This window comes from Tsuneonella sediminis (assembly GCF_051912845.1).
GTDB lineage: Bacteria > Pseudomonadota > Alphaproteobacteria > Sphingomonadales > Sphingomonadaceae > Tsuneonella > Tsuneonella sediminis.
Genome location: NZ_JBNCBU010000002.1, coordinates 169,271 through 190,224 on the forward strand (window position 1 = coordinate 169,271; position 20,954 = coordinate 190,224).

Annotated in this window: 21 protein-coding genes, 1 tRNA gene and 1 pseudogene; 10 read left to right on the forward strand and 13 right to left on the reverse strand. The window is 66.1% G+C overall.

The annotated features are described in order from the left end of the window. Positions 1-45 precede the first annotated feature (45 nt). The 5 genes from ACPV3N_RS11450 (at position 46) to ACPV3N_RS11470 (ending at position 7,613) form a co-directional block, all read left to right on the forward strand. A complete protein-coding gene (locus ACPV3N_RS11450; RefSeq protein WP_440117869.1) occupies positions 46-1,569 on the forward strand; it encodes a putative bifunctional diguanylate cyclase/phosphodiesterase in 1,524 nt (507 codons plus the stop codon). Beyond that, on the forward strand, positions 1,566-2,915 hold the full coding sequence (locus ACPV3N_RS11455) for a methyl-accepting chemotaxis protein (RefSeq protein WP_440117871.1): 1,350 nt from the start codon (positions 1,566-1,568) through the stop codon (positions 2,913-2,915). The genes ACPV3N_RS11450 and ACPV3N_RS11455 overlap by 4 nt, the downstream gene beginning before the upstream one ends. A gap of 88 nt (positions 2,916-3,003) precedes the next feature. Beyond that, positions 3,004-5,223: a DUF305 domain-containing protein gene (locus ACPV3N_RS11460; RefSeq protein ID WP_440117873.1), complete on the forward strand. Its 2,220-nt coding sequence runs from the start codon at positions 3,004-3,006 to the stop codon at positions 5,221-5,223. 70 nt (positions 5,224-5,293) lie between these two features. Further along, positions 5,294-6,796 (forward strand): flavin-containing monooxygenase, encoded by a 1,503-nt coding sequence (locus tag ACPV3N_RS11465; RefSeq protein WP_440117875.1) that lies wholly within the window; start codon positions 5,294-5,296, stop codon positions 6,794-6,796. A gap of 40 nt (positions 6,797-6,836) precedes the next feature. Further along, positions 6,837-7,613, forward strand: coding sequence for a competence/damage-inducible protein A (locus ACPV3N_RS11470; RefSeq protein ID WP_440117877.1), 777 nt, complete (start codon positions 6,837-6,839; stop codon positions 7,611-7,613). Positions 7,614-7,637: 24 nt separating this feature from the next. Here the strand turns inward: ACPV3N_RS11470 and ACPV3N_RS11475 are convergent, their stop codons facing one another. From ACPV3N_RS11475 to ACPV3N_RS11505, 7 genes are all read right to left on the reverse strand, one after another. Continuing rightward, on the reverse strand, positions 7,638-9,005 hold the full coding sequence (locus ACPV3N_RS11475) for an adenylate/guanylate cyclase domain-containing protein (RefSeq protein WP_440117879.1): 1,368 nt from the start codon (positions 9,003-9,005) through the stop codon (positions 7,638-7,640). A 163-nt stretch (positions 9,006-9,168) separates the two neighbouring features. After that, complete coding sequence (rplA, locus tag ACPV3N_RS11480) at positions 9,169-9,864, reverse strand: 50S ribosomal protein L1 (protein ID WP_440117881.1); 696 nt, start codon at positions 9,862-9,864, stop codon at positions 9,169-9,171. 4 nt (positions 9,865-9,868) lie between these two features. Next, on the reverse strand, positions 9,869-10,300 hold the full coding sequence (gene rplK / locus ACPV3N_RS11485) for a 50S ribosomal protein L11 (protein WP_259962346.1): 432 nt from the start codon (positions 10,298-10,300) through the stop codon (positions 9,869-9,871). A gap of 158 nt (positions 10,301-10,458) precedes the next feature. Further along, entirely contained in the window at positions 10,459-10,995 is a 537-nt protein-coding gene (nusG, locus tag ACPV3N_RS11490; protein WP_259962345.1) for a transcription termination/antitermination protein NusG, read from the reverse strand. Positions 10,996-11,024: 29 nt separating this feature from the next. Beyond that, on the reverse strand, positions 11,025-11,219 hold the full coding sequence (gene secE / locus ACPV3N_RS11495; RefSeq protein WP_259962344.1) for a preprotein translocase subunit SecE: 195 nt from the start codon (positions 11,217-11,219) through the stop codon (positions 11,025-11,027). A gap of 204 nt (positions 11,220-11,423) precedes the next feature. Further along, positions 11,424-11,573, reverse strand: coding sequence for a hypothetical protein (locus tag ACPV3N_RS11500; RefSeq protein ID WP_440117884.1), 150 nt, complete (start codon positions 11,571-11,573; stop codon positions 11,424-11,426). A 135-nt stretch (positions 11,574-11,708) separates the two neighbouring features. Beyond that, positions 11,709-11,784 (reverse strand) — tRNA-Trp (locus tag ACPV3N_RS11505). Positions 11,785-11,863: 79 nt separating this feature from the next. Between ACPV3N_RS11505 and aat the strand changes: the two genes are divergently transcribed. Beyond that, entirely contained in the window at positions 11,864-12,562 is a 699-nt protein-coding gene (gene aat / locus ACPV3N_RS11510; protein ID WP_440117886.1) for a leucyl/phenylalanyl-tRNA--protein transferase, read from the forward strand. A 35-nt stretch (positions 12,563-12,597) separates the two neighbouring features. Here the strand turns inward: aat and ACPV3N_RS11515 are convergent. The 4 genes and pseudogenes from ACPV3N_RS11515 to ACPV3N_RS11530 all read right to left on the reverse strand — a co-directional run. Beyond that, a pseudogene (locus ACPV3N_RS11515) lies at positions 12,598-12,840 on the reverse strand (DUF2155 domain-containing protein); the annotation flags it as partial. A gap of 167 nt (positions 12,841-13,007) precedes the next feature. Continuing rightward, positions 13,008-13,421, reverse strand: a complete 414-nt coding sequence (locus ACPV3N_RS11520) for an NADH:ubiquinone oxidoreductase subunit NDUFA12 (protein WP_440117888.1) — start codon at positions 13,419-13,421, stop codon at positions 13,008-13,010. Positions 13,422-13,475: 54 nt separating this feature from the next. Then, positions 13,476-13,967, reverse strand: a complete 492-nt coding sequence (locus ACPV3N_RS11525) for a DUF192 domain-containing protein (RefSeq protein ID WP_440117890.1) — start codon at positions 13,965-13,967, stop codon at positions 13,476-13,478. Then, positions 13,964-14,521, reverse strand: a complete 558-nt coding sequence (locus tag ACPV3N_RS11530; RefSeq protein ID WP_440117892.1) for a regulatory protein RecX — start codon at positions 14,519-14,521, stop codon at positions 13,964-13,966. Before ACPV3N_RS11530 ends, ACPV3N_RS11525 begins: the two co-directional genes overlap by 4 nt. 141 nt (positions 14,522-14,662) lie before the next feature. Here ACPV3N_RS11530 and ACPV3N_RS11535 point away from each other — a divergent pair, with 141 nt between their 5' ends. Then, entirely contained in the window at positions 14,663-16,402 is a 1,740-nt protein-coding gene (locus ACPV3N_RS11535) for a fatty acyl-AMP ligase (protein ID WP_440117894.1), read from the forward strand. 1 nt (position 16,403) lies between these two features. Here ACPV3N_RS11535 and ACPV3N_RS11540 read toward each other — a convergent pair whose 3' ends face one another. Then, complete coding sequence (locus tag ACPV3N_RS11540) at positions 16,404-17,951, reverse strand: TIGR00341 family protein (RefSeq protein WP_440117896.1); 1,548 nt, start codon at positions 17,949-17,951, stop codon at positions 16,404-16,406. A gap of 175 nt (positions 17,952-18,126) precedes the next feature. On the opposite strand from ACPV3N_RS11540, the gene ACPV3N_RS11545 reads away from it, so the two are divergent. From ACPV3N_RS11545 to ACPV3N_RS11555, 3 genes are read left to right on the forward strand one after another with little or no spacing between them, the layout of a single operon-like run. Continuing rightward, entirely contained in the window at positions 18,127-19,347 is a 1,221-nt protein-coding gene (locus ACPV3N_RS11545) for a toxic anion resistance protein (protein WP_440117898.1), read from the forward strand. A gap of 1 nt (position 19,348) precedes the next feature. Next, positions 19,349-20,134 carry a hypothetical protein gene (locus ACPV3N_RS11550; protein WP_440117900.1) on the forward strand — a complete coding sequence of 262 codons (786 nt, stop codon included), beginning with the start codon at positions 19,349-19,351 and terminating at the stop codon, positions 20,132-20,134. Beyond that, a complete protein-coding gene (locus tag ACPV3N_RS11555; RefSeq protein WP_440117902.1) occupies positions 20,134-20,439 on the forward strand; it encodes a polyhydroxyalkanoic acid system family protein in 306 nt (101 codons plus the stop codon). The genes ACPV3N_RS11550 and ACPV3N_RS11555 overlap by 1 nt, the downstream gene beginning before the upstream one ends. Before the next feature lie 10 nt (positions 20,440-20,449). Here the strand turns inward: ACPV3N_RS11555 and ACPV3N_RS11560 are convergent, their stop codons facing one another. Further along, complete coding sequence (locus tag ACPV3N_RS11560; RefSeq protein WP_440117904.1) at positions 20,450-20,890, reverse strand: DUF2721 domain-containing protein; 441 nt, start codon at positions 20,888-20,890, stop codon at positions 20,450-20,452. Between the last annotated feature and the right edge of the window lie 64 nt (positions 20,891-20,954).

Consider the following 20,954-nt stretch of genomic DNA (forward strand, 5'->3'; position numbering starts at 1 on the left):
TATCGCCTCGGCCGGCGCAGTGCGCCGCGCGAGGAGGGGAACCGCGTGATTTCGGGGGTCGCAAGAGAGACAATCGGGTCGAAGGCGCTCGTCTTCGGACCGTTGGCCATCCTGTCGGGGCTTTTCGGTGCGTTCACGGCGCTTTTCGCCGCGGGCGCGCGCCTGTCCCAGTTTTCGGGCATCACGATCATTGCCTTGGGTGTGGTCTGCTATGCCACGGTGGTGGCGGTGCTCGGGCGATACGGGCTGCAGCAGATCCAGCGCCTCGAGGGACTCAGCCGCACCGACAGCCTGAGCGGCTTGCCGAATCGCCGGGCCTTGCACGAGGACGCCGCCCGCTGCGCGAAACCCGGCGAGGAAATCGCCGTCGCGCTCATCGACCTTGACGGGTTCAAGCTTGTCAACGATCACTACGGCCACGTCGTCGGGGACCAGGTGCTGCGCGAATGCGCCCAGGTCCTGCTCGATATCTGCGGACCCGAAGCGCGCCCCTACCGCCTTGGCGGCGACGAATTCGCAATCCTCAAGACAGGGGCCCTGGCGGGCACGATCCTTGAAGGAATCTGCCGTACCGTGATCGAGCGGATGGGTTCGCCCATCCCGATCGAGGACCGGCGCATCCCGATCGGCGCCAGCATCGGCTTGTCGAGGACGGCTGGCAGTGACGGAATTGGTTCGTCCGAGTTGCTGCGCCGCGCCGACGTGGCGATGTACGCGTCCAAGCGCGGGGGCAAGATGCGCTGCACGTGGTTTCGCGACGATTTCGACCAGAGCCGCGAGGCCGCCCACCTGCTCGACGGGGAACTGCGCGTGGCGCTGGCCAGAGGCGAGTTCCAGGTAGCTTACCAGCCGCTCGTCGATGCGCGCACAGGTGCGATCGTCGCGGTCGAATCGCTGATCCGCTGGGAGCGGCCCGACGGCAAGCGCATCGGACCCAATGTCTTCATCCCTGTCGCCGAGGAATCGGGCCTTATCAACGCCATCGGGCTATGGGTCCTCGACCGGGCGTGCCGCGAGGCGCTGGCTTGGGACCCGATCAAGCTCTCGGTCAACGTATCGGCCGCCCAGTTGCGAAACCCCGAGTTTCCGATCCATCTCGGGCAGATACTCGACGATACCGGCTTTCCCCCAGAGCGACTCGAGCTCGAGATTACAGAGACCTGTCTCGTGCTCGACCCGGTCGTTGCCGAGCGCAGCCTCGACCTCATTCGCAAGTTCGGGGTCAACATCGCGCTTGACGATTTCGGCACGGGCTACGCCTCGATCGGCTTCCTGCGGCAATTCCGCTTCGAGAAGCTCAAGCTGGACCGGACGCTGGTCGAAGAGGCGCAGCGGGACAACGGAAGCCGCGCGATGATGCTGTCGAGCATCTCGGTCGCGCGCGCAATGAACATGGACGTGACCGCAGAGGGCGTCGAAACCGAAGAACAGGCCGATCTGGTCCGCGCCGCCGGGTGCGATCAGCTGCAGGGCTGGCTCTATTACAAGGCAATGCCGGCCGCCGAACTGTCGGCGCGGCTGAAGGAACCCGTGGTGCCCAAGCACCGCGGAGGCACGAGGGCAGCATGAACGCAATCACGGCAATCGAGGCGTCCGACCTCAACGAGGAAATCGCCGCCACCACCCTTGGCGAGAGCACGATCGCAGAAGCGGGCCACCGCTGGATCGCCGCACGCTGGTTCAACGACCTGCCGCTGGCGCGCAAGCTGGCCCTGCTCGTCGGCGGACTGCTGTTCGGGCTGACCGTCACCGCGCTAGAGGCCGTCGCGGCGTTCCGCGGCCTGCTTTCGGTCGATGCGGCAACCACGCTGATCGTGTTCGGCTGGCTGCTGGGAATCGGGCTCGGCGGCATCGCGCTGCGCAGGATCATCAAGGATACCGCAATGCCGCTGCGCAAGCTGTCGGGCGACATGGTTCGCCTCGGCAAGGGCGATCGCTCGTTCACGCTGCATAATCTCCACCGCGCGGACGAGATCGGGGAGATGGCGCGCGCGTTCGAGGTATTCGTGCGGTCCGGCTACAAGCTCGACGAGATGTTCGAGCAGCGCAAGATCACCGGCGCCGAACAGCAGCGCCTGCTGCTGCAGCTGGCAGGCAACTTCGAGCGTGAAGTCGGCCAAGTCATGGGCGCGGTCGCCGCCGCGGCGGACCAGCTCGAACACGCGGCGAGTTCGATGGCTGCGGCTGCCGACCAGTCCGCCAGCCAGGTCGATGCCGTGTCCCGGGCGATGAACGATGCCTCGGCGGGGGTCGCTGCCGCCGCCGCCGCAAGCGACGAGTTCGCGATGTCGATCGGCGAGATCAGCCGCCAGGCCGCGCACTCCGCCGGGCTCGCGCGCGAGGCGACCACTGCAGCCGAGCAGGCCGACACGACGGTCAAGGCCCTGGCGATGTCCGCCGACGAGATTGGTGAGATCGTCGAACTGATCAGCTCGATCGCACGGCGCACGAACCTGCTCGCCCTCAACGCCTCGATCGAGGCGGCCCGCAGCGGCGAGGCGGGACGCGGATTCGCGGTCGTTGCAAGCGAGGTAAAGGAACTCGCTGCGCAGACCAGCAAGGCGACCGATGAAGTCGCCGCGCAGATCCGCGCGATGCAGGAATCGACCGGCGCGAGCGTGGGCGCACTGAAAGCGATCTCGGAGCAGGTCCAGCAACTCGAGGCGACCGCCGTATCGATCGCATCGGCAGTGGATCAGCAATCGGTCGCCGGGCAGGAACTTGCCCGCAATATCGACACTGCCGCCCGCAGCTCCGGCGACGTCACGGCCAATGTAGTCCAGGTGCGTGAGACCGCGCTCGCGACCGGAGCCACGGCGAGCCAGGTGCTGAGCTCGGCGAGCGATCTCAAGGGGCAGGCCGCGAATCTCCGCAGCCAGGTCGATGGCTTCCTCAGGCACGTCCGTGCGAGCTAGATGCGTCCCCGCGGACGGGGATCGAACCTGCTTGACCTGAGATAGACCACGAACGACAAGCGCCGCGTTCATTGCGGAGAGCTGTTCGATGATTACGCCGGGTCGCCTCACCTCACGTGCCATCCTCCTGGGAGGCGCGGCCTTGTCGCTCTCGGCGGCCGCCCTGGCCGCCCCGCCGATCGTGCAGCCCGGCGCGCCGGGTGAGGCCAGCCGCGTACTGACTGCCGACGAGGCGACGAAGCTCGCCAGGACGAGCTATGCGCCCGGCGACGTGGCGTTCATGCAGGCGATGATCGTGCACCACGAGCAGGCGGTCGAGATGGCCGCGCTCGCCCGCCAGCGGACCAGCAATCCTGCGGTCCTCAAGACCGCCGACCGGATCGCGGCGGGACAGGCGGACGAAATGAAGTTCATGACCGGCTGGCTGGCCGACCGCAACGAGGAAGTCTCGACGCCGGGCATGGGCCACGCCGGCCACGACCATCACGCGATGAAGGGGATGGCCAGCCCCGAACAGATGGCCGCACTCGCCGCAGCCGAGGGAACCGCGTTCGATCGCCTGTTCCTGCAGATGATGATCGCCCACCATCGCGGCGCGGTCGACATGGTCGGCGCGCTGCACAAACAGCCCGGCACCGCCTACGACCCGGTGATGTTCGAGTTCACGAATGAGGTGGTGACCGACCAGAAGGCTGAGATCGACCGGATGAACGCGGTCGCCGCGGGGCTGTCGCAGGACCCACGGGCAACGCTCGCCGCGGGCTTCCGCGACGCGGGCGAGGCTATCCTCAACATGCGCAAGGTCGCCGCGCTGCCCAAGCCGGCCGGGTTCTTCGATCCCGCCAACCCGGCCCAGCTCCAGCCCAAGATTCCGAAAAAGGACGCCGCGGAAACAAGGAGACCGAAGGGCCGCGACGCGAAGGACGCCGGAAAGGAAACGAAGCCCAAGTTCGCCGAGCGGGGTTCGCTGCTCGACTTCGCCGCGACCGACATGGCGTTTAAGGACGACCTGCTGTTCGCCGGCAGCTATCACGGGTTCAACATCTACCGCCTCGGCGAGGACGGAGTTCCCGATCTCGTCAGCTCCACGGTATGTCCCGGCGGGCAGGGCGACGTTTCGGTGGTCGGCAATCTTCTCCTCATGAGCGTCCAGGATAGCCGGGCGCGAGTCGACTGCGGTCTCGAAGGGGTCAGCGAAAAGATCAGCGGGGAACGGTTCCGCGGGCTGCGCATCTTCGACATCTCCGACCTCTCCCGGCCGCGTCAGGTCGGGCAGGTGCAGACCTGCCGGGGCAGCCACACCCACTCGGTGGTTTCCGCCGACGCGGAGCGGATCGTCGTCTACAACTCGGGCACGAGCTACGTGCGCGACGAGAAGGAACTCGCCGGCTGCATTGACACGCAGGGCGACGATCGTACTGCCCTGTTCTCGATCGACGTCATCGAAATACCGGTCGCAAACCCGGACAAGGGCCGTATCGTCGACCGGCCGCGCGTGTTCGCCGCCAACGGCCAGATCGCTGGCCTCTGGCGCGGCGGCGACCACGGCGACGGGACCCAGGAGACGTCCGATACCAACCAGTGCCACGACATTACCGTGTTTCCGGCCAAGAACCTGGCCGCGGGGGCCTGCTCGGGCAACGGCATCATCCTCGACGTTTCCGACCCGCTCAAGCCGAAGCGGATCGACGACGTCACCGACAAGGGCTTTGCCTACTGGCACTCAGCGACCTTCAACAATGACGGCACCAAGGTGCTGTTCACCGACGAATGGGGCGGCGGCGGGCGTCCTCGTTGCCAGGCCGGCGACCCGACCAACTGGGGGGCCGATGCCTTCTACGGGATCGAGAACAGCAAGCTCGTCCCCCGGGGCCATTACAAGCTGCCCGCGCCGCAGAGCGACAAGGAGAACTGCGTCGCGCACAATGGGTCGATCATCCCGGTTCCGGGCCGCGACCTGTTCGTCCAAGCCTGGTATCAGGGCGGAGTCAGCGTGATCGACTTCACCGATCCCGCGAACGTCCACGAGATCGCCTATTTCGACCGCGGACCGATCGACAAGGATCAGCTGGTCACCGGCGGCTACTGGTCGGCCTACTGGTACAAGGGGCGCATATACGCCACCGAGATCAGCCGCGGACTCGATGTCTTCGCCCTGACCCCGAGCGAGTTCCTGACCGTAGAGGAAATCCGGGCGGCCGAATCCGCCGAGTTCGAAGGGAGCGTGTTCAATCCACAAACGCAGACGCAGGTGACCTGGCCCGCCGGGGTGGCCGAAGCCGCGCGGGAGAGCAGGAAAGGCGGCTGACGACCCGGGACAGTTGCATCCGGCAACGTTTCTCGCCTACGTTCGTCTCCCGCGCGGGAGAGAGTGGGCGATGAGCCAGTCAGGATGCGATGTCGACGTGTTGATCGTCGGTGCCGGTATTTCCGGCATCGGCATGGCGGCGCGCCTTGGCATGGAGTGCCAGCAGCGCACCTACGCGGTCGTCGAAAGGCGGGCGAAGCTGGGCGGAACGTGGGACCTGTTCCGGTATCCCGGCATCCGGTCCGACAGCGACATGCACTCGCTCAGCTACGAATTCGAGCCGTGGACCGGCACCGAGACCCTCGCCCGGGCCGAGCGTATCCAGCACTACCTCGAGGAGGTGGCCGGCAAGTACGGCGTCGCGGAGCACATCCGCTACAACACCAAAGTCCTTTCGGCCGCCTTCGACACGGCTGCGGGTTGCTGGACCGTCGAGCTCGAAGACGAGAGCGGCTGGCAGGCCATCACCGCGAATTTCCTATATCTCGCGGCCGGTTACTACGACTATGATGATCCCCATGTGCCGGATTTCGAAGGAGAGGACGCCTTCGATGGCCCTGTCGTGCACCCCCAGCACTGGCCCGAGGGCCTCGACTACACGGGCAAGCGCGTCGCTGTGATCGGCTCAGGCGCCACGGCAGTTACTATCGTTCCCAACATGGCGGACGCCGCCGCCAAGGTGACGATGATCCAGCGTACGCCCACATATGTGCGCTCGATCCCGGCCGAGGACCCGATCGGCCGCCTGCTTCGCCGGTTCCTTCCCCTCCGGCTCGCTCTCAAGATCACCCGCTGGATGCACATCCGGGTTGGCGACAAGATGTACAAGACCGCGCGCAGGGAACCGGAAAAGGTGCGTGCGCGCATCGAGCGCGACGCCCGCAAGCACCTGGGCGAGCACTACCGGCCCGAGGACTTCACGCCGCCGTACGCACCGTGGGACCAGCGGATGTGTTTCGTCCCCGACGCCGATCTTTTCGAGCGGATCAAGGACGGCAGCGTCGAGATCGTCAACGGCACGATCGAGCGGTTTGCGAGCCGCGGCATTGTGATGACCGACGGTCGGACCGTGCCCGCCGACATCATCGTCAAGGCGACCGGACTACGTCTCGCCATGGGGGGAAAGGTCGAACTGCGCGTCGACGGCAACCCGGTCGTCCCGAGCGAACACTGGTTCTACAAGAACGCGATGCTCTCGGGCGTGCCGAACCTGGTGCTTCCGGTGCCTTACACGAATGCGGGCTCGACTCTCCGCTTCGACCTCGTCTCGAGGTACACCTGCCGCGTGCTCAACAGGATGACCGAACTGGGTGCAGCAATTGCCGTGCCGACCATCCCTGAAGGGGCCGAACCCGACGTGGTCCAGGCGTTCGACCTGAACGCGGGATATGTCCAGCGCTCGGGGAACATGCTGCCGAAAAGCTCCAGCAGCGATCCCTGGCGCCTGAACCACGACTATCTGCACGACCGACGGTACATGGCGGAAAACCCGGTCGACGACGGCCTGCTCCGGTTTCACAAGGCCGGCGAGGAGGCGAAAGACGAACAAAGGGAACTCGAAGCAGCCGAATAGGCGGCTTCCGTCCGCAAGAGCACTCGCCTAACGCATGTCCATGCCCGCTTCCGATCGCATCTGGACCGCCGCACTCGTAGTCATCGGCGACGAGATTCTCTCGGGCCGCACGCACGACAGGAACATCGCGCAGGTCGCAAGCTGGCTTCAGGTGCAGGGCATTCGCCTTGCCGAGGTCCGCGTTGTCCCGGATGTCGAGGACCGGATCGTCGAAGCGGTCGACGCCCTGCGCGCCCGCAACGACTACCTCTTCACCACTGGCGGGATCGGCCCGACGCACGACGACATCACGGTCGACGCGGTGGCGCGCGCGCTCGGCGTTCCGGTCATCGTCCATCCCGAGGCGCGGGCAATGCTCGAGAGGTACTATACCGGGCGTGGCCAACCGCTGACCGAGGCCCGGCTGCGCATGGCGCGCACGCCCGAGGGGGCTGAACTGATTCCCAACCGCATGTCCGGGGCACCGGGGATCCGTATCGGCAACCTGTTCCTGATGGCGGGCGTTCCCCACATCACCGCCGGCATGCTCGACGCGCTGACCGGCACGCTCGAGGGCGGCGCGCCGCTCATCACCGAAACGATCGGCTGCTGGACCGCGGAGAGCGAGGTGGCCGACATCCTCCGGCAGGTCGAGAAAGACTACGCGGAGGAAGAGGGTGGCATCCAGATCGGCAGCTACCCTTTCTTCCGCGAAGGGCGGGTGGGCGCGAACTTCGTTGTCCGCTCCACCGACCGGGCGCTCCTTGCGCGATGCGTAGAGGACCTCGCGACCGCGCTCGAGAGTGCGGGACACGCGGTCAGCAGGACCGAGATCTGACGAACTGGACCGCGCTGCCGCAGGTCAGGTCTGGCTTGCCGGCTGCGGTATCGGCTTCGCCTCGGGAACGATCGCCATCTCGATCGAGAACCCGTTGTCCTGCGCCATCTTGTTGAACTGGGTCCAGTCCTTGTCGACGGTTCTCTCGACGGCCCCCGCGTCGAAAGGCTTCTTTGAATCGATGATGAAGAGGAGGTTTTCGCGGGTCGACGCGGGCCAGGCGAGGACGAGCTTCTCCTTGTTCGACAGCTCGTTCACCTGGAGCAGTTCGGCCATCTGGTGCAGATTGCCGAGAGCCTTCACCGACCCGTCGGGTTCGATGGTGAAGAACTCGGCCGCCTTGCTGAAGTCGTTGCCGAACACCTCGATCAGCATCACATATTCGCCGAACTCGGAATTCTGCATCACTGTGGTCAGGTCGATGCCGGACTTGAAGGTAAGCGAGGTGTCGAATTCGTCGGCCTCCTCCACGCTTAGGAGCGCGACCCGCGCCAGGCCTTTGTAGCGAAACCGGTTGGCGGTCTCGAGGAAGGAGCACGCGTATGCCGGCGGCCGCGACGTCCCGCCGAGATCGAGCTGGAGATCGCGCTGGCCGTCCGGGTCGATCCGGGACTCGATCAGACGGCGAAGCCGATCGGTTTCGAGCTGCGAATACCCTTTGAGCACTACGTTCTGCCGTGTCCCCGATTGCTCGACGTCGGACACCCGCAACCACGAACACGGCAGCGTGTCGACGAGCTGGACGAGGCGGTCCTTGGTCGTCACCTCCTGGACCGGCTCGGGCCGGTAGAGCGATGTCGCGACCGCTCCCACCGCCAGCAGCGCGGTGAGCGTCAGGACGATCGCGGGGACCGACATCTTCCGCTTCGCGCGCGACATCCAGTAGGCGAACTTCGTCTGCGAAGGCTGGAACTGGTAGATCTTGATGTCGGTCGAGATGTTCTTGAGCTTGATCTTGCGCAGCGGCACGAAGTCCGAATCGCGATTGTCGAGATCGAGCCACACCCGTTCGGAAACGCAGACTGAATTGGTCGGCGCGACCGATTCGATCCGGCAGGCGATGTTGACCGCATCGCCATAGAGGTCGTCGTGCTTCTCGAACACGTCGCCGAGGTGAATCCCGATCCGCACCGGGAATTTCTCGTCGGTATTGCCATGGAGCAGTTCCACCGCCGCAGCGAATGCCGACCGCGCGCCGGGAAACCGCGCAAGGAACCCGTCGCCGGTGTGCTTGAAGATGCGCCCGCCGTGGGCGGCCATGGTCTCGGCCCACAAGCCGTCGCGCAGGCCGGTGACGTGCGTCACCGTCCCCTCTAGGTCGGCGTGCATGGACTTGGAAAAGCCCACCACGTCGAGCGCCATGATCACGGCAATCCGCGGCTCTTCGCTCACACGATCCCCTGCATTCGTGTTGCTCGCGACCACAAGACCATACCTTAAGACAGGTTCAAGCCAATAGGCAAAGCAGGGCGGCGCAACTTGTGGCTGGAGAACACGAAAAGGGCCGGCGGATCGCTCCGCCGGCCCCTTTTCTGCATCGCTTGATGCGAGGGAGTTAGGCCCCCTCGACCTCGGCGAGATCGACCTTGATGCCCGGGCCCATCGTGGTGGTCAGCGAGACCTTGCGCACGTACTTGCCCTTGGCGCCGGCCGGCTTGGCCTTGACCACCGCCTCGGTCAGCGCGTCGAAGTTCTTCTTCAGCGCCTCGTCGGAAAACGAGAGCTTGCCGAGGCCCGAGTGGATGATGCCCTGCTTCTCGACGCGGAATTCGACCTGGCCGCCCTTGGCGTCCTTCACGGCCTGCTCCACGTTCGGAGTCACGGTGCCGAGCTTGGGGTTGGGCATCAGGCCCTTGGGGCCGAGCACCTTGCCGAGCCGGCCCACCACGCCCATCATGTCGGGGGTGGCGATTACGCGGTCGTAATCGAGGTTGCCGGCCTGCATGTCTTCCATCAGGTCTTCCGCACCGACCTTGTCGGCCCCGGCAGCGAGCGCCTTTTCGGCATTGTCGCCGCGGGCGAACACGGCGACGCGCACATCCTTGCCGGTGCCCGAGGGCAGCGACACCATGCCGCGGACCATCTGATCGGCGTGGCGCGGGTCGACGCCGAGGTTCATCGCTACCTCGAGGGTCTCGTCGAACTTCTTGCTCGCATGCTCGCGCAGGGTCTTCAGCGCATCGCCGAAGCTGTAGAACGCGTCGCGATCGATCTGGGCAAGAACCTTGCTCTTCTTCGTCAGCTTGGCCATCGGATCAGCCCTCCACCACTTCAAGGCCCATCGAGCGCGCGGAGCCCTCGATGATGCGGGTCGCCATCTCGATGTCGTTGGCGTTCAGGTCCTTCATCTTCATCTCGGCGATTTCCGAGAGCTTCGACCGCTTGATCGTGCCCGCGGTCACCTTGCCGGGCTCCTTGGAACCCGACTTGAGGTTCGCCGCCTTCTTGATCAGGAAGCTCGCCGGGGGCGTCTTCGTGACGAAAGTGAAGCTGCGGTCGGCATAGACCGTGATCACCGTGGGGATCGGCATGCCCTTTTCCATGCTGTCGGTGGCAGCATTGAAGGCCTTGCAGAATTCCATGATGTTGACGCCGCGCTGGCCCAGCGCGGGGCCGATCGGGGGCGACGGGTTGGCGGTGCCCGCGGGCACCTGCAGCTTGATATAGCCGTCGATCTTCTTGGCCACGGATGGCCTCCTTTCTCACTGTTGCCCCGCCGCTTCCGGCATGGGCTCATGGTAAGCGGTCAAGCGGACCCTGCTTGGAGGCCCTCCCGCGCGAAATCCCGCGCCAGGGCACGGGAAGCGGCGCCCCTACTAGAAGCGGCGCCGGTATTCAAGCCGGCCTACTTGACCAGCTCGACCTGTTCGAAGTCGAGTTCGACCGGTGTCGCCCGGCCGAAGATCGAGACCGAGACCTTGACCTTCTGCTTGTCGAAATCGAGCTCCTCGACCAGCCCGTTGAAGCTGGCGAACGGGCCGTCGAGCACCTTGACCTGGTCACCGATCTCGTAATCGACGTTGACGTGCTTCTTGGGTGCGGCCTTGGCTTCCTCGACCCCGCCGAAATAGCGGGCGGCCTCGCGCTCCGAGATCGGCTGGGGCTTGTTGCCCGAACCGAGGAAGCCGGTGACCTTGGGGGTGTTCTTGACGAGGTGATAGACGTCGTCGGTCATCGTCAGCTTGGCGAGGACGTAGCCGGGCATGAACTTGCGCTCGACCTGCACCTTCTTGCCGCGCTTGACCTCGGTCACGGTCTCGGTCGGGACTTCGACCGCTTCGACCGCCTCGGACAGCCCGAGCCGTTCGGCCTCTGCGATAATCGAATCGCGGACCTTGTTCTCGAAACCGGAATAGGCGTGGATGATGTACCAGCGTGCCATGGAATGTGTTCTGTCTCGTCCGTGAAGGGTCAGGCGAGCGACAGCAGCCAGCGCATCACCGCGCCGAACAGCGTATCGATCCCGAGGAAGAAGAGCGACAGGATCAGCATCATGATGCCGACGAAGATCGCGGTGCGAACCGTTTCCTCGCGGCTTGGCCAGACGACCTTGCGCCCTTCGGCGCGCACCTGGTTGATGAACTCGGCTGGACTGGTCTTGGCCATGATGATGAAGCTTACGCCCCCCAGAAATTGAACGCTCGGTCCGGGATGGGGTCAGCGCCGCCCCGGTTCAAGTACCGGGAGGGCCTTACCATCGCTCATCTGTCGGAAAAAGCGGTGCCGCCCTAGCGGCGCCGAGCGGCGAAATCAAGCGGGGCCGGCGCCCGAAGGCGGCCGGCCCCGAAATGTGCCTGACTGACCTGACCTTCAGCGCAGGCCGAGAAGCCTGGCAAGGAAACCCGGTTCCTCCATCGGGCGGATCGGCCCGTACATCCGATAGCGCTGCGAAGCGTCGCTGAACGGACGGGGCTGGACCCAGGAATCGGGGCGGCTGCTACGAAACGACAATCCTGACATCGCAAACTCCGTGAACCGAAATTGCCCCTCCGGCTGTCGCTAATAAACAACGGTTCGTCCCGATGGTTCCCCGCGCACAAGGCGACCGGCCGCGAAAAGCGATCGCGCGGCGCTTGGTCGGTAGGCGGGAGAAATTGGCAGGGGTGACAGGATTCGAACCCGTGGCCCTCGGTTTTGGAGACCGATGCTCTACCAGCTGAGCTACACCCCTGCGCAGGGACGCGCGCTTTAGGTGCAAACGCGCTGCATCGCAAGCGCGCAAACCCTGCTAGACCATGTTTCGTCCCGCCATGCACGCACCCGCCCTTCCCCTGATCCCGAGCGACCTGCTGCTGCTTGCCTATCGCAACGGGATCTTTCCGATGGCAGACCATCGCGACGACCCCGAGGTGTTCTGGGTCGAGCCCCGCCGGCGCGCGATCCTTCCGCTCGACGGATTCCACCTGTCAAGGTCGCTCGCCAAGACGATCCGCAGGGACCGGTTCCGGGTAAGCTGCAACGAGGCGTTCGCGGACGTGATCGCCGCCTGCGCGGAGCCGCGCCCCGATCATCCGGAAAGCTGGATCAGCGGGCGAATCGTGGCGAGCTACCGCGCGCTGCACGCGGAGGGACACGCGCACTCGATCGAATGCTGGCGCGACGGCGATCTGGTAGGCGGTCTTTACGGCGTCGGGTTCGGCGGCGTGTTCTGCGGCGAATCGATGTTCAGCCGGGCCGACGATGCCAGCAAGGTCGCACTCGCCTGGCTCGTTGCCGTGATGCGCCGCGCCGGATCCACGTTGCTGGACTGCCAGTTCATGACGGACCACCTCGCCTCGCTGGGGGCGGTGGAAATCGCGCAGGCCCGCTACGTAGCGTTGCTGGGCGAGGCCGCGGCTGCCGACGCGGCGGCATTGCCCGACGAATTCGGCGCGCTCGAGGGAGAAGCGGCGGGAGCCGGCTTGCCCCCGTCAAAGCTCATCCTGCAGTCCTTGACCCACACGTCGTAAATCGGATGCTCGACAACGTTGAGGCCGGGAGATTCCCTGAACAGCCAGCCTGAAAAGACCTTGTCCCAGTCCGCCGTCTCGCTTCCGGCCTTTTGCGCGAACACCTGGGCGAAGGCACCGGTCTGGCGCGGGAATTCCCATGGCGCGGTCCGCTCGCAGGCGGAGAGGCGGACGATCACATTGCCCCATCGCCTTGCGTCGCCGGGCTTCATTTCGAACGTCCGGGTCAGGTTGTTGCGCTTGTTGAGCACGCCGATCACCGCGACGCGGTCCTTCATCGGGGTGCCCGCCGACTTCTCGACCGGTTGGACCAGCCGGGGCGCGCGCAGCTCCTCGGGCACCTCGGTCTCCACCGGACGCGGATCGGGCGGTTCCTGCGTGCAGGCGGTTAGGCCGCCAAGGGCCAACGCGGCAGGAAGGGCCAGGACGCGGATGGCGCGCACGGTCAGGCGTCCGGGCTCCACGCCTCGTAGTCACCGGTTGCTGCCGCCCGCCTGCCGCCACGCTCGAGGGCGCCCGCAGGCCTGTAGGCGGCTGGCGTACCGGTAGCGTTAGGGGTGTAATCGGCTTCCCAGATGCGCGCTGGCGGCAGATGGCTTTCGGGCACCCCGTCGAGCGATCCATGCAGCCAGCCGTGCCATTCGGCGGGCACGTTGCTCGCGTCGTTCGACCCGGCATAGATCACCCACCGCCGCTCCCTGCCGGCGAACGGCTGACCGGCTGGCACCCGCTTCTTCGACCGGTAGTACTTGTTGCCGGCGAAATCGGTACCGACGTGCTCGCCGTTGAGCGAGCTCCAGAGCGACGTGCCGATGGTCGCGCCGTCCCACCAGGTGAAGATCTTCGACAGGATTCCCATGGGGCGCGCGCCTAGCCTATTCGCATCCCAGCGCCAAGCACCTAGCGGACGCTCCTACCACCGCACCTCGCTGCCGGGCCCGATGCCGAGTTCGGCGGCCCGGCCTGCCCTGAGCTCGAGCACGGCGCCGGCGACCCCTGCCGACCCGACCGGGGCAAGCGAATAGGGCACCGTGTTGGCCGCGACGTTGATCACCCTGCGATCGGTGCCGATGAAGATGATGTCCAGCGACAGCGGCGTGTTCTTCATCCAGAAGCTGGCGACATCGGGCGGATTTCTAGGAAAGATCATGCCTTCGTCCGGCCCCATCTCGGTGCGGAACATCAGCCCCTGCGCCTGCTGTGCTGCGGTCGATGCCACCTCGACGCGGAAGGTATGCGGACCCTTTGGAGTCGTCACCGTGAGCGGAACGACCGGCAGGCCCGAGACAGGGTGCGTGGCGGACGCCAGTGCGGCGGGCGTGGCCTCTGCCGCCTGCTGGGGCGAACAGGCGGCCAGCACGGCGAACAACGCAACCGCGACCGTCCGGCTAAGTACGGGATTCATTGGCTCTCCTCGGCCTCGTTCGCCCAGCCCAATGCCTCGGCGATCGTCGCCGCGTCGATTACCGCGCGCGCAGCATCAAATCCATGCCCCGCCCGCACCATAGCGGCGATTTGTTTCTCGCGCGCGGTACGATCGATCGCTCGCGCCCCCCAAGGTCCGAGTCGGCGGCGCTGCGCGAGCGCGACGGCTGCCCGGCGCAGATCGGCCTCGCCGGCGCGCAGGTCCGCGCGCAATGCCTCGTCGATCCCGGCTGCACCGAGCGCCTGATCGACCCTCCGCGCGCCGTATCCGCGCCTGATCAGGCTGTCGCCTTTCGCCCGGGCCCACGCTTCGTCGTCGATATAGCCCATCTCGACGAAACGCTCGACGATCCGCCGGGGATCGGCAGGCTCGTGGCCTTCCCACCCCCGCTCGCGCAGCTTGCGGACCAGATACCGCTCGACTTTCGCCGCGCTGGTTGCAAAACGCGCAACGTAGGCGAGTGCGATATCCTCGAGCTTCGCCTGATCGAGAGGGGGCGGCGGACGGCGCTCTCGGGCGGGGCGGCGGGACATGTTCGCCATATTCGTGCCACACTGTGAAACGAATGGGAAATCTTGAACCTCGCGCGCCCGGGCATCCAAGGGTATAGGGCGCCGCAGACTGCACACGGGAAGCGCCGGATGGGCGCGCAGACAACGGGTTTCGCTTCTTACATGACCGATACGAATCTGACGCCGACGCCGAACGACTGCCCGCTACCGCGGCGACGGTCGGACTTCGCCACGTTCGCCGAAGCGATCGACTACGCCGCCAAGAGCCGGAAGGGCCTCAATTTCCACGACATGCGCGGCGACCTCGAACGCGCCTATCCCTTCTCCGAGATGCGGGAGGACGGCTTGATGATGGCCCGGAGGCTGATCGCGGCCGGGATCGGGCGCGAGGACCGGGTGGCCCTTATCGCCGAGACCAGTCCCGAGTTCGCGGCGCTGTTCTGCGGCTGCATCTATGCCGGCGCCTGGCCGGTGCCGCTGCCGCTTCCGACCACCTTCGGCGGCAAGGACAGCTACATCGATCAGCTCGCGGTCCAGATTTCGAGCGCGGACCCCAAGCTTCTCATCTATCCCCGCGAGATCGCGGAAATGGCACATGCCGCGGCCGAGCGGCAGGGCTGCGAAGGCCTGAGCTGGGAAGAGTTTGCCACGCACGACGCGCCGGAAGCCGGCCTGCCGAACCTGTCTCCCGACGACATCTGCTACCTGCAGTACTCGAGCGGTTCGACCCGCTTTCCCACCGGGGTAGCGGTCACCCACCGGGCGTTGCTGCACAACCTCTACGGCCATGCGACCGGGGTCGACCTGGGCGAGAACGACCGCGTGGTAAGCTGGCTGCCGTGGTACCACGACATGGGCCTTGTCGGCTGCCTGCTCTCCCCCATCGCCAATCAGGCAAGCTGCGATTACCTCAAGACCGAACATTTCGCCCGGCGCCCGCTCGCATGGCTCGATCTCATCAGCCGCAACAAGGGCAACACGCTCAGCTATTCGCCGACCTTCGGCTACGACATCTGCGCACGGCGCATTTCCTCGCAGAGCCACGTGGCCGAACGGTTCGACTTGTCGCGCTGGCGCACCGCCGGCAACGGCGCCGACATGATCCGGCCCGATGTGATGCAGAACTTCGTCAACGCATTCGCCGCTGCCGGGTTCAGGGCGAGCGCCTTCACGCCCAGCTACGGCCTTGCCGAAGCGACGCTGGCCGTCACCGTGATGCCGCCAGGCGAGGGTATCCGGGTGGAACTGGTCGAGGAAGAACGCCTGTCGGGCGCGGAACGCGACCTGTCGCGGCCGGCCCGATACCGCGCGATCGTCAATTGCGGAAAACCCCTGCCGGGCATGGAAGTCGAGATCCGCGGCGAGCACGGCGAGATCAAGGGCGACCACCAGATCGGCAAGGTCTGGTGCCGCGGCGAATCGGTGATGCACTCGTACTTCCGCAACGAGGAGGCGACCAACGACTGCCTCGTGGATGCCTGGCTCGACACCGGCGACATGGGCTACCTGGGCGACGGCTACCTGTTCATCGTCGGCCGGGCGAAGGACATGATCATCATCAACGGCAAGAACCACTGGCCGCAGGACATCGAGTGGGCGGTCGAGCAGCTGCCCGGCTTCAACCACGGCGACGTGGCGGCATTCAGCTTCGAGATGGACAACGGCGAGGAAGCCCCCGCGGTACTGGTTCACTGCCGGGTATCGGATCCAGAGGAGCGCCTGCGCCTCCACGAGCAGATCCGCGACAAGGTTCGCTCGATCACCGGGATGAACTGCGTAGTCGAACTGGTCCCGCCCCGCACGCTGCCGCGCACCTCGTCGGGCAAGCTTTCGCGCGCCAAGGCGAAGCGGCTCTACCTCGCGGGAGAGATCGAGCCGATCAAGCTTCTCGAAGCGGCCTGAGCTATTCGGACCCTTCGCTGCTCCACCCTGCGCGGACGGGTGCGGGGCCCGTGGTCATGACCGGGTCGATTCCCTGTTCCAGCAGCCACTGGCGAGCCTTGCCGGCGCTGTCAGCCGGGCCGGAGATTGCGACCCGCTGACCGGTTCGCTCGGCCGCCCATGCGACCAGCTCGAGCGCGGAAAGGCCCCTTTCGGTCAGTTCGCCATCGGCGAACTCGATGGTCGGCAGGGGTCCGGCAGGCGGCTGAATCATTACAGTCCAGTCCTTCGCATCGGCGGCGATGCGGCGCTCGAGCGCGCGGTAGGCGGCGAGCTGGGCGCCCGGCAGGGGCCGCGCGCGCACGACGGCGCGCCGCTTGCTCCGGTCGATCGTCACCTCGCTTTCGCTGACCCCTGCGACGAGCGCCAGATTGCGCGAGACCTCCGCCGCCCGCGCACTTTCGGCCGCCTCCCGTTGTTCCTGCGCCTTCGCCAGCTGGGCCGCCTCGGCTGCCTTAGCCCCGGTGCCCACCTCGTACTGGCTGATCCGCAGTTCGACCGGCCGGCCGAGGATCTCGACCAGCGAGCGCTGCCCGCGGCCTTCGGCCTCGGGCTCTAGGCGAGGAGTGAGGACGGTCGCGTCGATCCGCACAGGTTCGGCACGCCAGTCGATATCGACCTGGCTCAACCGGGACTGCGGGTCAAACAGGCTGCGGATCTCGCTGTTGACCAACCGGGCGCCGTTGGCTTCCCGGCCAATCTGGATCAGCGAGTAGCCCAGCGGGACCGCGAGGACCACGAACACGATCGTCACGGCAAGGTTCTGGAGCATGGTCTGCCGCTCGGTCAGCGCAGCGCGAAACCCGTAGAGCCGCGCCATCAGCATGGCGGTCAGCGCGATCGTGATGGCATTGGTGACGAACAGCAGCAGCGCGCCCCAGAAGACCGTTCCGTTGAACGTCGCCATGCCGTAGCCCACGACCGCGAGCGGAGGCATCAAGGCGGTCGCGATCGCGACCCCGACGATCGTCCCTTCCCGGCCGCGGATCATCGCATAGGCGCCGGCGAGCGCCGAGAACAACGCGACCAGCAGATCGAACAGGTTGGGCCGCGTCCGCGCGGCGATCTCGCTCGTGACCGTCTGGATCGGCGAGAGAAACACGATCAGCGCGCACAGCAGGATAGCCATGAGGCTGCCTGCGAGCAGCGCCTTGGCCGACTTGCGGAGCCATTCGTAATCGCCGATCGCGAGCGCGAAACCCAGACCGATTATCGGTCCCATGAGCGGCGACAGCAGCATCGCGCCTATCACTACCGCCGGGCTCGACAGGAGAAGGCCGAGAATCGCTATCCCGCCGCTCATCGCGGTCATGAACATGTAGCGGCCCGACAGGTAGGCTTCTTCCCGCCGCGCCGCGATGACCGCGGCCTGGTCGATCTCGATGATGACGTGGAGCCACCAGCGCCGCAGCGAGCGCAGGACGCTCGCGAAGCCGGCAACGTGAGGGTCGGTCCTAGCCGTAGTGCCGGGCCCCGCGCCAGTTGCCGCCGATTGTTCCGCGTTGCCCATCGTGTTTCCCCACCAAGCCCACTGCCGGACTAGCCAATCGGGCAAGTGGGCGGAAGGGGGCTTGTCGGGCTCTTGAAGGTGCAAGCGGCGAAGAACCTGCTACTCTCGCCGCGAAAAATGCTTGTGCTAGCCCGCAGCTGTCCTAATTAGATAACACACCATGCCAGAGGACCCCATGGCCGAAACGCAGACCCAGACGCAAACGAAGACGGCGACCGCGACCGACCTCGAGCTGACACCGCCCGACCCCGTGCCGGTCGTATCGGCCGAAAAGGCCGCGGGCCTTGTCCCCGTGTCCGACGAGAAGAAGTCGAAGCTGGAGGAGAAGGCTGATGCCTTCGTCGCCGATCTCGTCGCGCAGGATGCCAATTCGCCCGAGTTCGGCAAGAAGGTCGATGCGATCACCAACATGGGGCGCAAGGAAATCATGGCGGCCGCGGGCATGTCGAACCGCTTTCTCGACCGCCCGGTCCGCGCCATGGACAAGGACGAGGGCGTCGGCGCCAACCTCGCCGAATTGCGGCGCGTGGTCGAGGATCTCGATCCCGGCCGGCGGGGCGCTAAGTCGGGTCCGCGCAAGATCCTCGGCATCATCCCGTTCGGCAACAAGCTGACGAACTATTTCCGCAGCTACCAGAGCGCGCAGACCCACATCCAGTCGATCCTCGGCAACCTCGCCAGCGGCAAGGACGAACTGCTCATGGACAACGCGGCTATCGACGTGGAGCGGCAGAAGCTGTGGGAGGCGATGGGCAACCTCGAGCAGATGATCCACATCTCGCGGGTGCTCGACGCGAAGCTGGAGGACAAGGCCGCCGAACTCGACGCGACCGACCCGGCCAAGGCGAAGGCCCTGCGCGAAACGGCGCTGTTCTACGTTCGCCAGCGCACGCAGGACCTGCTGACGCAGATGGCGGTGTCGGTCCAGGGCTATCTCAGCCTCGACCTCGTCAAGAAGAACAACGTCGAACTGGTGAAGGGCGTCGACCGGGCCAGTACCACTACCGTAGGGGCGCTGCGGACCGCGGTGACGGTGGCCGAGGCAATGACCAACCAACGGCTCGTCCTCAACCAGATCACCGCTCTCAACACGACGACCGCCAACATCATCGACAGCACGTCGACCATGCTGCGCGAGCAGACGGGCAAGATTCACGAACAGGCCGCCTCGTCGACGATCCCGATGGAAACGCTCCAGCGAGCGTTCCAGAACATCTACGACACGATGGACGAGGTCGATCAGTTCAAGCTCCGCGCGCTCGATTCGATGAAACAGACGGTCGAAACCCTGTCGAACGAGGTCGAGAAGTCGAAAGGGTACATTGCCCGCGCCGAAGGGCAGGCCCGGGCGGCGGCATCGGTATCCGAGTCGAAGCTGCTGACGGTGGAATCCTGAATTGAACGACCTCGCTCGCCAGTCCGATCGCGTCCTGTCGGAGGCGCGGCGCGTGCGCGACGACAATCGCGCGGGCGGCCGCCACCGGCGCGAGGCCAGCCGGTCGATCGGTCGCGAATCGCGGCGCATGAAAAGCCGGCATCTCAGTCGCAAGCTCCAGCGTATCGTCCTCGCGATCGCCGGAATCGTGGTCGCCGCGATGGTCGCGGGACTGATCGTCGACGGCATCGGCTTCACCGGGGTGATGATCACCGCGCTGGCGATCGTCGCGGCAGTCGCGGTGCTCGGCAAATACCCGAAGATGGTGGTACCCCGGCGCGCCGATCTGGCCCGGAGCACCGATGCAAGGCAACTGGTCGGCAAGACCGAGCTCTGGCTCGAGGCGCAGCGCCCCGCCCTGCCCGCGCCGGCGGCGGACATGGTCGGCAGGATCGGTGTCCAGCTCGACGCGCTCGGCCTCCAGCTCGAGGGGATCGACGCGAACCATCCCGCCGCGCGCGAGGTGCGCGGCCTGGTGGGCGAGACGCTGCCCGAGATGGTCGACAGCTACCGGAGGATCCCGCTGCACCTGCGCGCGGAGGAGCGCGCAGGCGGCATGGCACCGGACGACCAGCTTGCGAGCGGGCTTGCAAGGATCAGCGAAGAGATCGACCGGGTTACCCGGCAGCTCGCCGAGGGATCGCTCGACGATCTTGCCGTTCGCACCCGCTATCTCGACTACAAGTACGGCGGCGATCTCGACGATCCCGGGGCCGCCCTCGAAGACAGGACCAAGGACCCCGCCTGATGCGCGTCGCCATCCCCCATCAACTCGAACCGGACGAGGTCCGCCGCCGGCTGAGGGCGAACACCGCCTCCGTTGCCGACCATATCCCGGGCGGTGCCGGGGTGACGACCGCCTGGCCGAGCGAGGACCGCATGACGATGGACATCAGCGCGATGGGCCAGTCCCTGCGGGCGAACGTGGACGTCGAGGCGCATCAGGTCGTGCTGACTGTGGACCTGCCGCCCGCGCTCGCTTTCGTCGAGCCGGTGATCGCGGGCGCAATCCGCAGCCAGGGCGACCGTCTGCTCGCCCCGCCAAAGTCCTAGGAACCGCAAGCTACAGCCGCCGCTCGCGCTCGAGGAATTCCTCGGGGATGCGCAGCGCGCCCGAGGCGGCCTGCGTCTCGCGCAGGATCAGGACCAGCGCCCACATCAGGAGTCCGATGGCACCGATGAAGGTTGCCGCGGCGAAGCGCTGCAAGTCGAACCGCAGGATATCCTCGAGAAACAGCAACACCACCGTCAGCCCGATTGCGAGGCCGCTGGTTACCAGGATGCGCAAGGCCGCACCAACGAGACGTATGCGGCGATCGACCACCCGCATCTCGCGCACGATCATGTCATGCTCGTCCCCCGACGTTTCCCGGTAGCGAGCCTGCAATGCCCGGCTTCGATCGACCACCCGCCCGAGACGGGTGGAGAGCAGGTTCATGATATTGCCGATCGCCACCAGGACGAAAACCGGGGCGAGCGCGAGCTGGATTGTCTGCGCGATCATGGCCGGGAGATAGGCAGCCCGGCCGCGATTGGAAACCAATCCGCTCCTGCTGAGTCGAATCGGC

Excerpts from the sequence above, each read along its gene's own strand:
- ACPV3N_RS11555 (WP_440117902.1), top strand. The coding sequence starts at position 20,134 with ATGCGCGTCGCCATCCCCCATCAACTCGAACCGGACGAGGTCCGCCGC.
- ACPV3N_RS11540 (WP_440117896.1), bottom strand. The coding sequence starts at position 17,951 with ATGGGCAACGCGGAACAATCGGCGGCAACTGGCGCGGGGCCCGGCACT.
- ACPV3N_RS11470 (WP_440117877.1), top strand. The coding sequence starts at position 6,837 with ATGCCCGCTTCCGATCGCATCTGGACCGCCGCACTCGTAGTCATCGGC.
- ACPV3N_RS11535 (WP_440117894.1), top strand. The coding sequence starts at position 14,663 with ATGACCGATACGAATCTGACGCCGACGCCGAACGACTGCCCGCTACCG.
- ACPV3N_RS11500 (WP_440117884.1), bottom strand. The coding sequence starts at position 11,573 with ATGTCAGGATTGTCGTTTCGTAGCAGCCGCCCCGATTCCTGGGTCCAG.
- ACPV3N_RS11530 (WP_440117892.1), bottom strand. The coding sequence starts at position 14,521 with ATGTCCCGCCGCCCCGCCCGAGAGCGCCGTCCGCCGCCCCCTCTCGAT.
- secE (WP_259962344.1), bottom strand. The coding sequence starts at position 11,219 with ATGGCCAAGACCAGTCCAGCCGAGTTCATCAACCAGGTGCGCGCCGAA.
- rplA (WP_440117881.1), bottom strand. The coding sequence starts at position 9,864 with ATGGCCAAGCTGACGAAGAAGAGCAAGGTTCTTGCCCAGATCGATCGC.
- ACPV3N_RS11460 (WP_440117873.1), top strand. The coding sequence starts at position 3,004 with ATGATTACGCCGGGTCGCCTCACCTCACGTGCCATCCTCCTGGGAGGC.
- ACPV3N_RS11520 (WP_440117888.1), bottom strand. The coding sequence starts at position 13,421 with ATGGGAATCCTGTCGAAGATCTTCACCTGGTGGGACGGCGCGACCATC.
- ACPV3N_RS11525 (WP_440117890.1), bottom strand. The coding sequence starts at position 13,967 with ATGAATCCCGTACTTAGCCGGACGGTCGCGGTTGCGTTGTTCGCCGTG.
- nusG (WP_259962345.1), bottom strand. The coding sequence starts at position 10,995 with ATGGCACGCTGGTACATCATCCACGCCTATTCCGGTTTCGAGAACAAG.
- aat (WP_440117886.1), top strand. The coding sequence starts at position 11,864 with ATGCACGCACCCGCCCTTCCCCTGATCCCGAGCGACCTGCTGCTGCTT.
- ACPV3N_RS11560 (WP_440117904.1), bottom strand. The coding sequence starts at position 20,890 with ATGATCGCGCAGACAATCCAGCTCGCGCTCGCCCCGGTTTTCGTCCTG.
- ACPV3N_RS11545 (WP_440117898.1), top strand. The coding sequence starts at position 18,127 with ATGGCCGAAACGCAGACCCAGACGCAAACGAAGACGGCGACCGCGACC.
- ACPV3N_RS11465 (WP_440117875.1), top strand. The coding sequence starts at position 5,294 with ATGAGCCAGTCAGGATGCGATGTCGACGTGTTGATCGTCGGTGCCGGT.
- ACPV3N_RS11455 (WP_440117871.1), top strand. The coding sequence starts at position 1,566 with ATGAACGCAATCACGGCAATCGAGGCGTCCGACCTCAACGAGGAAATC.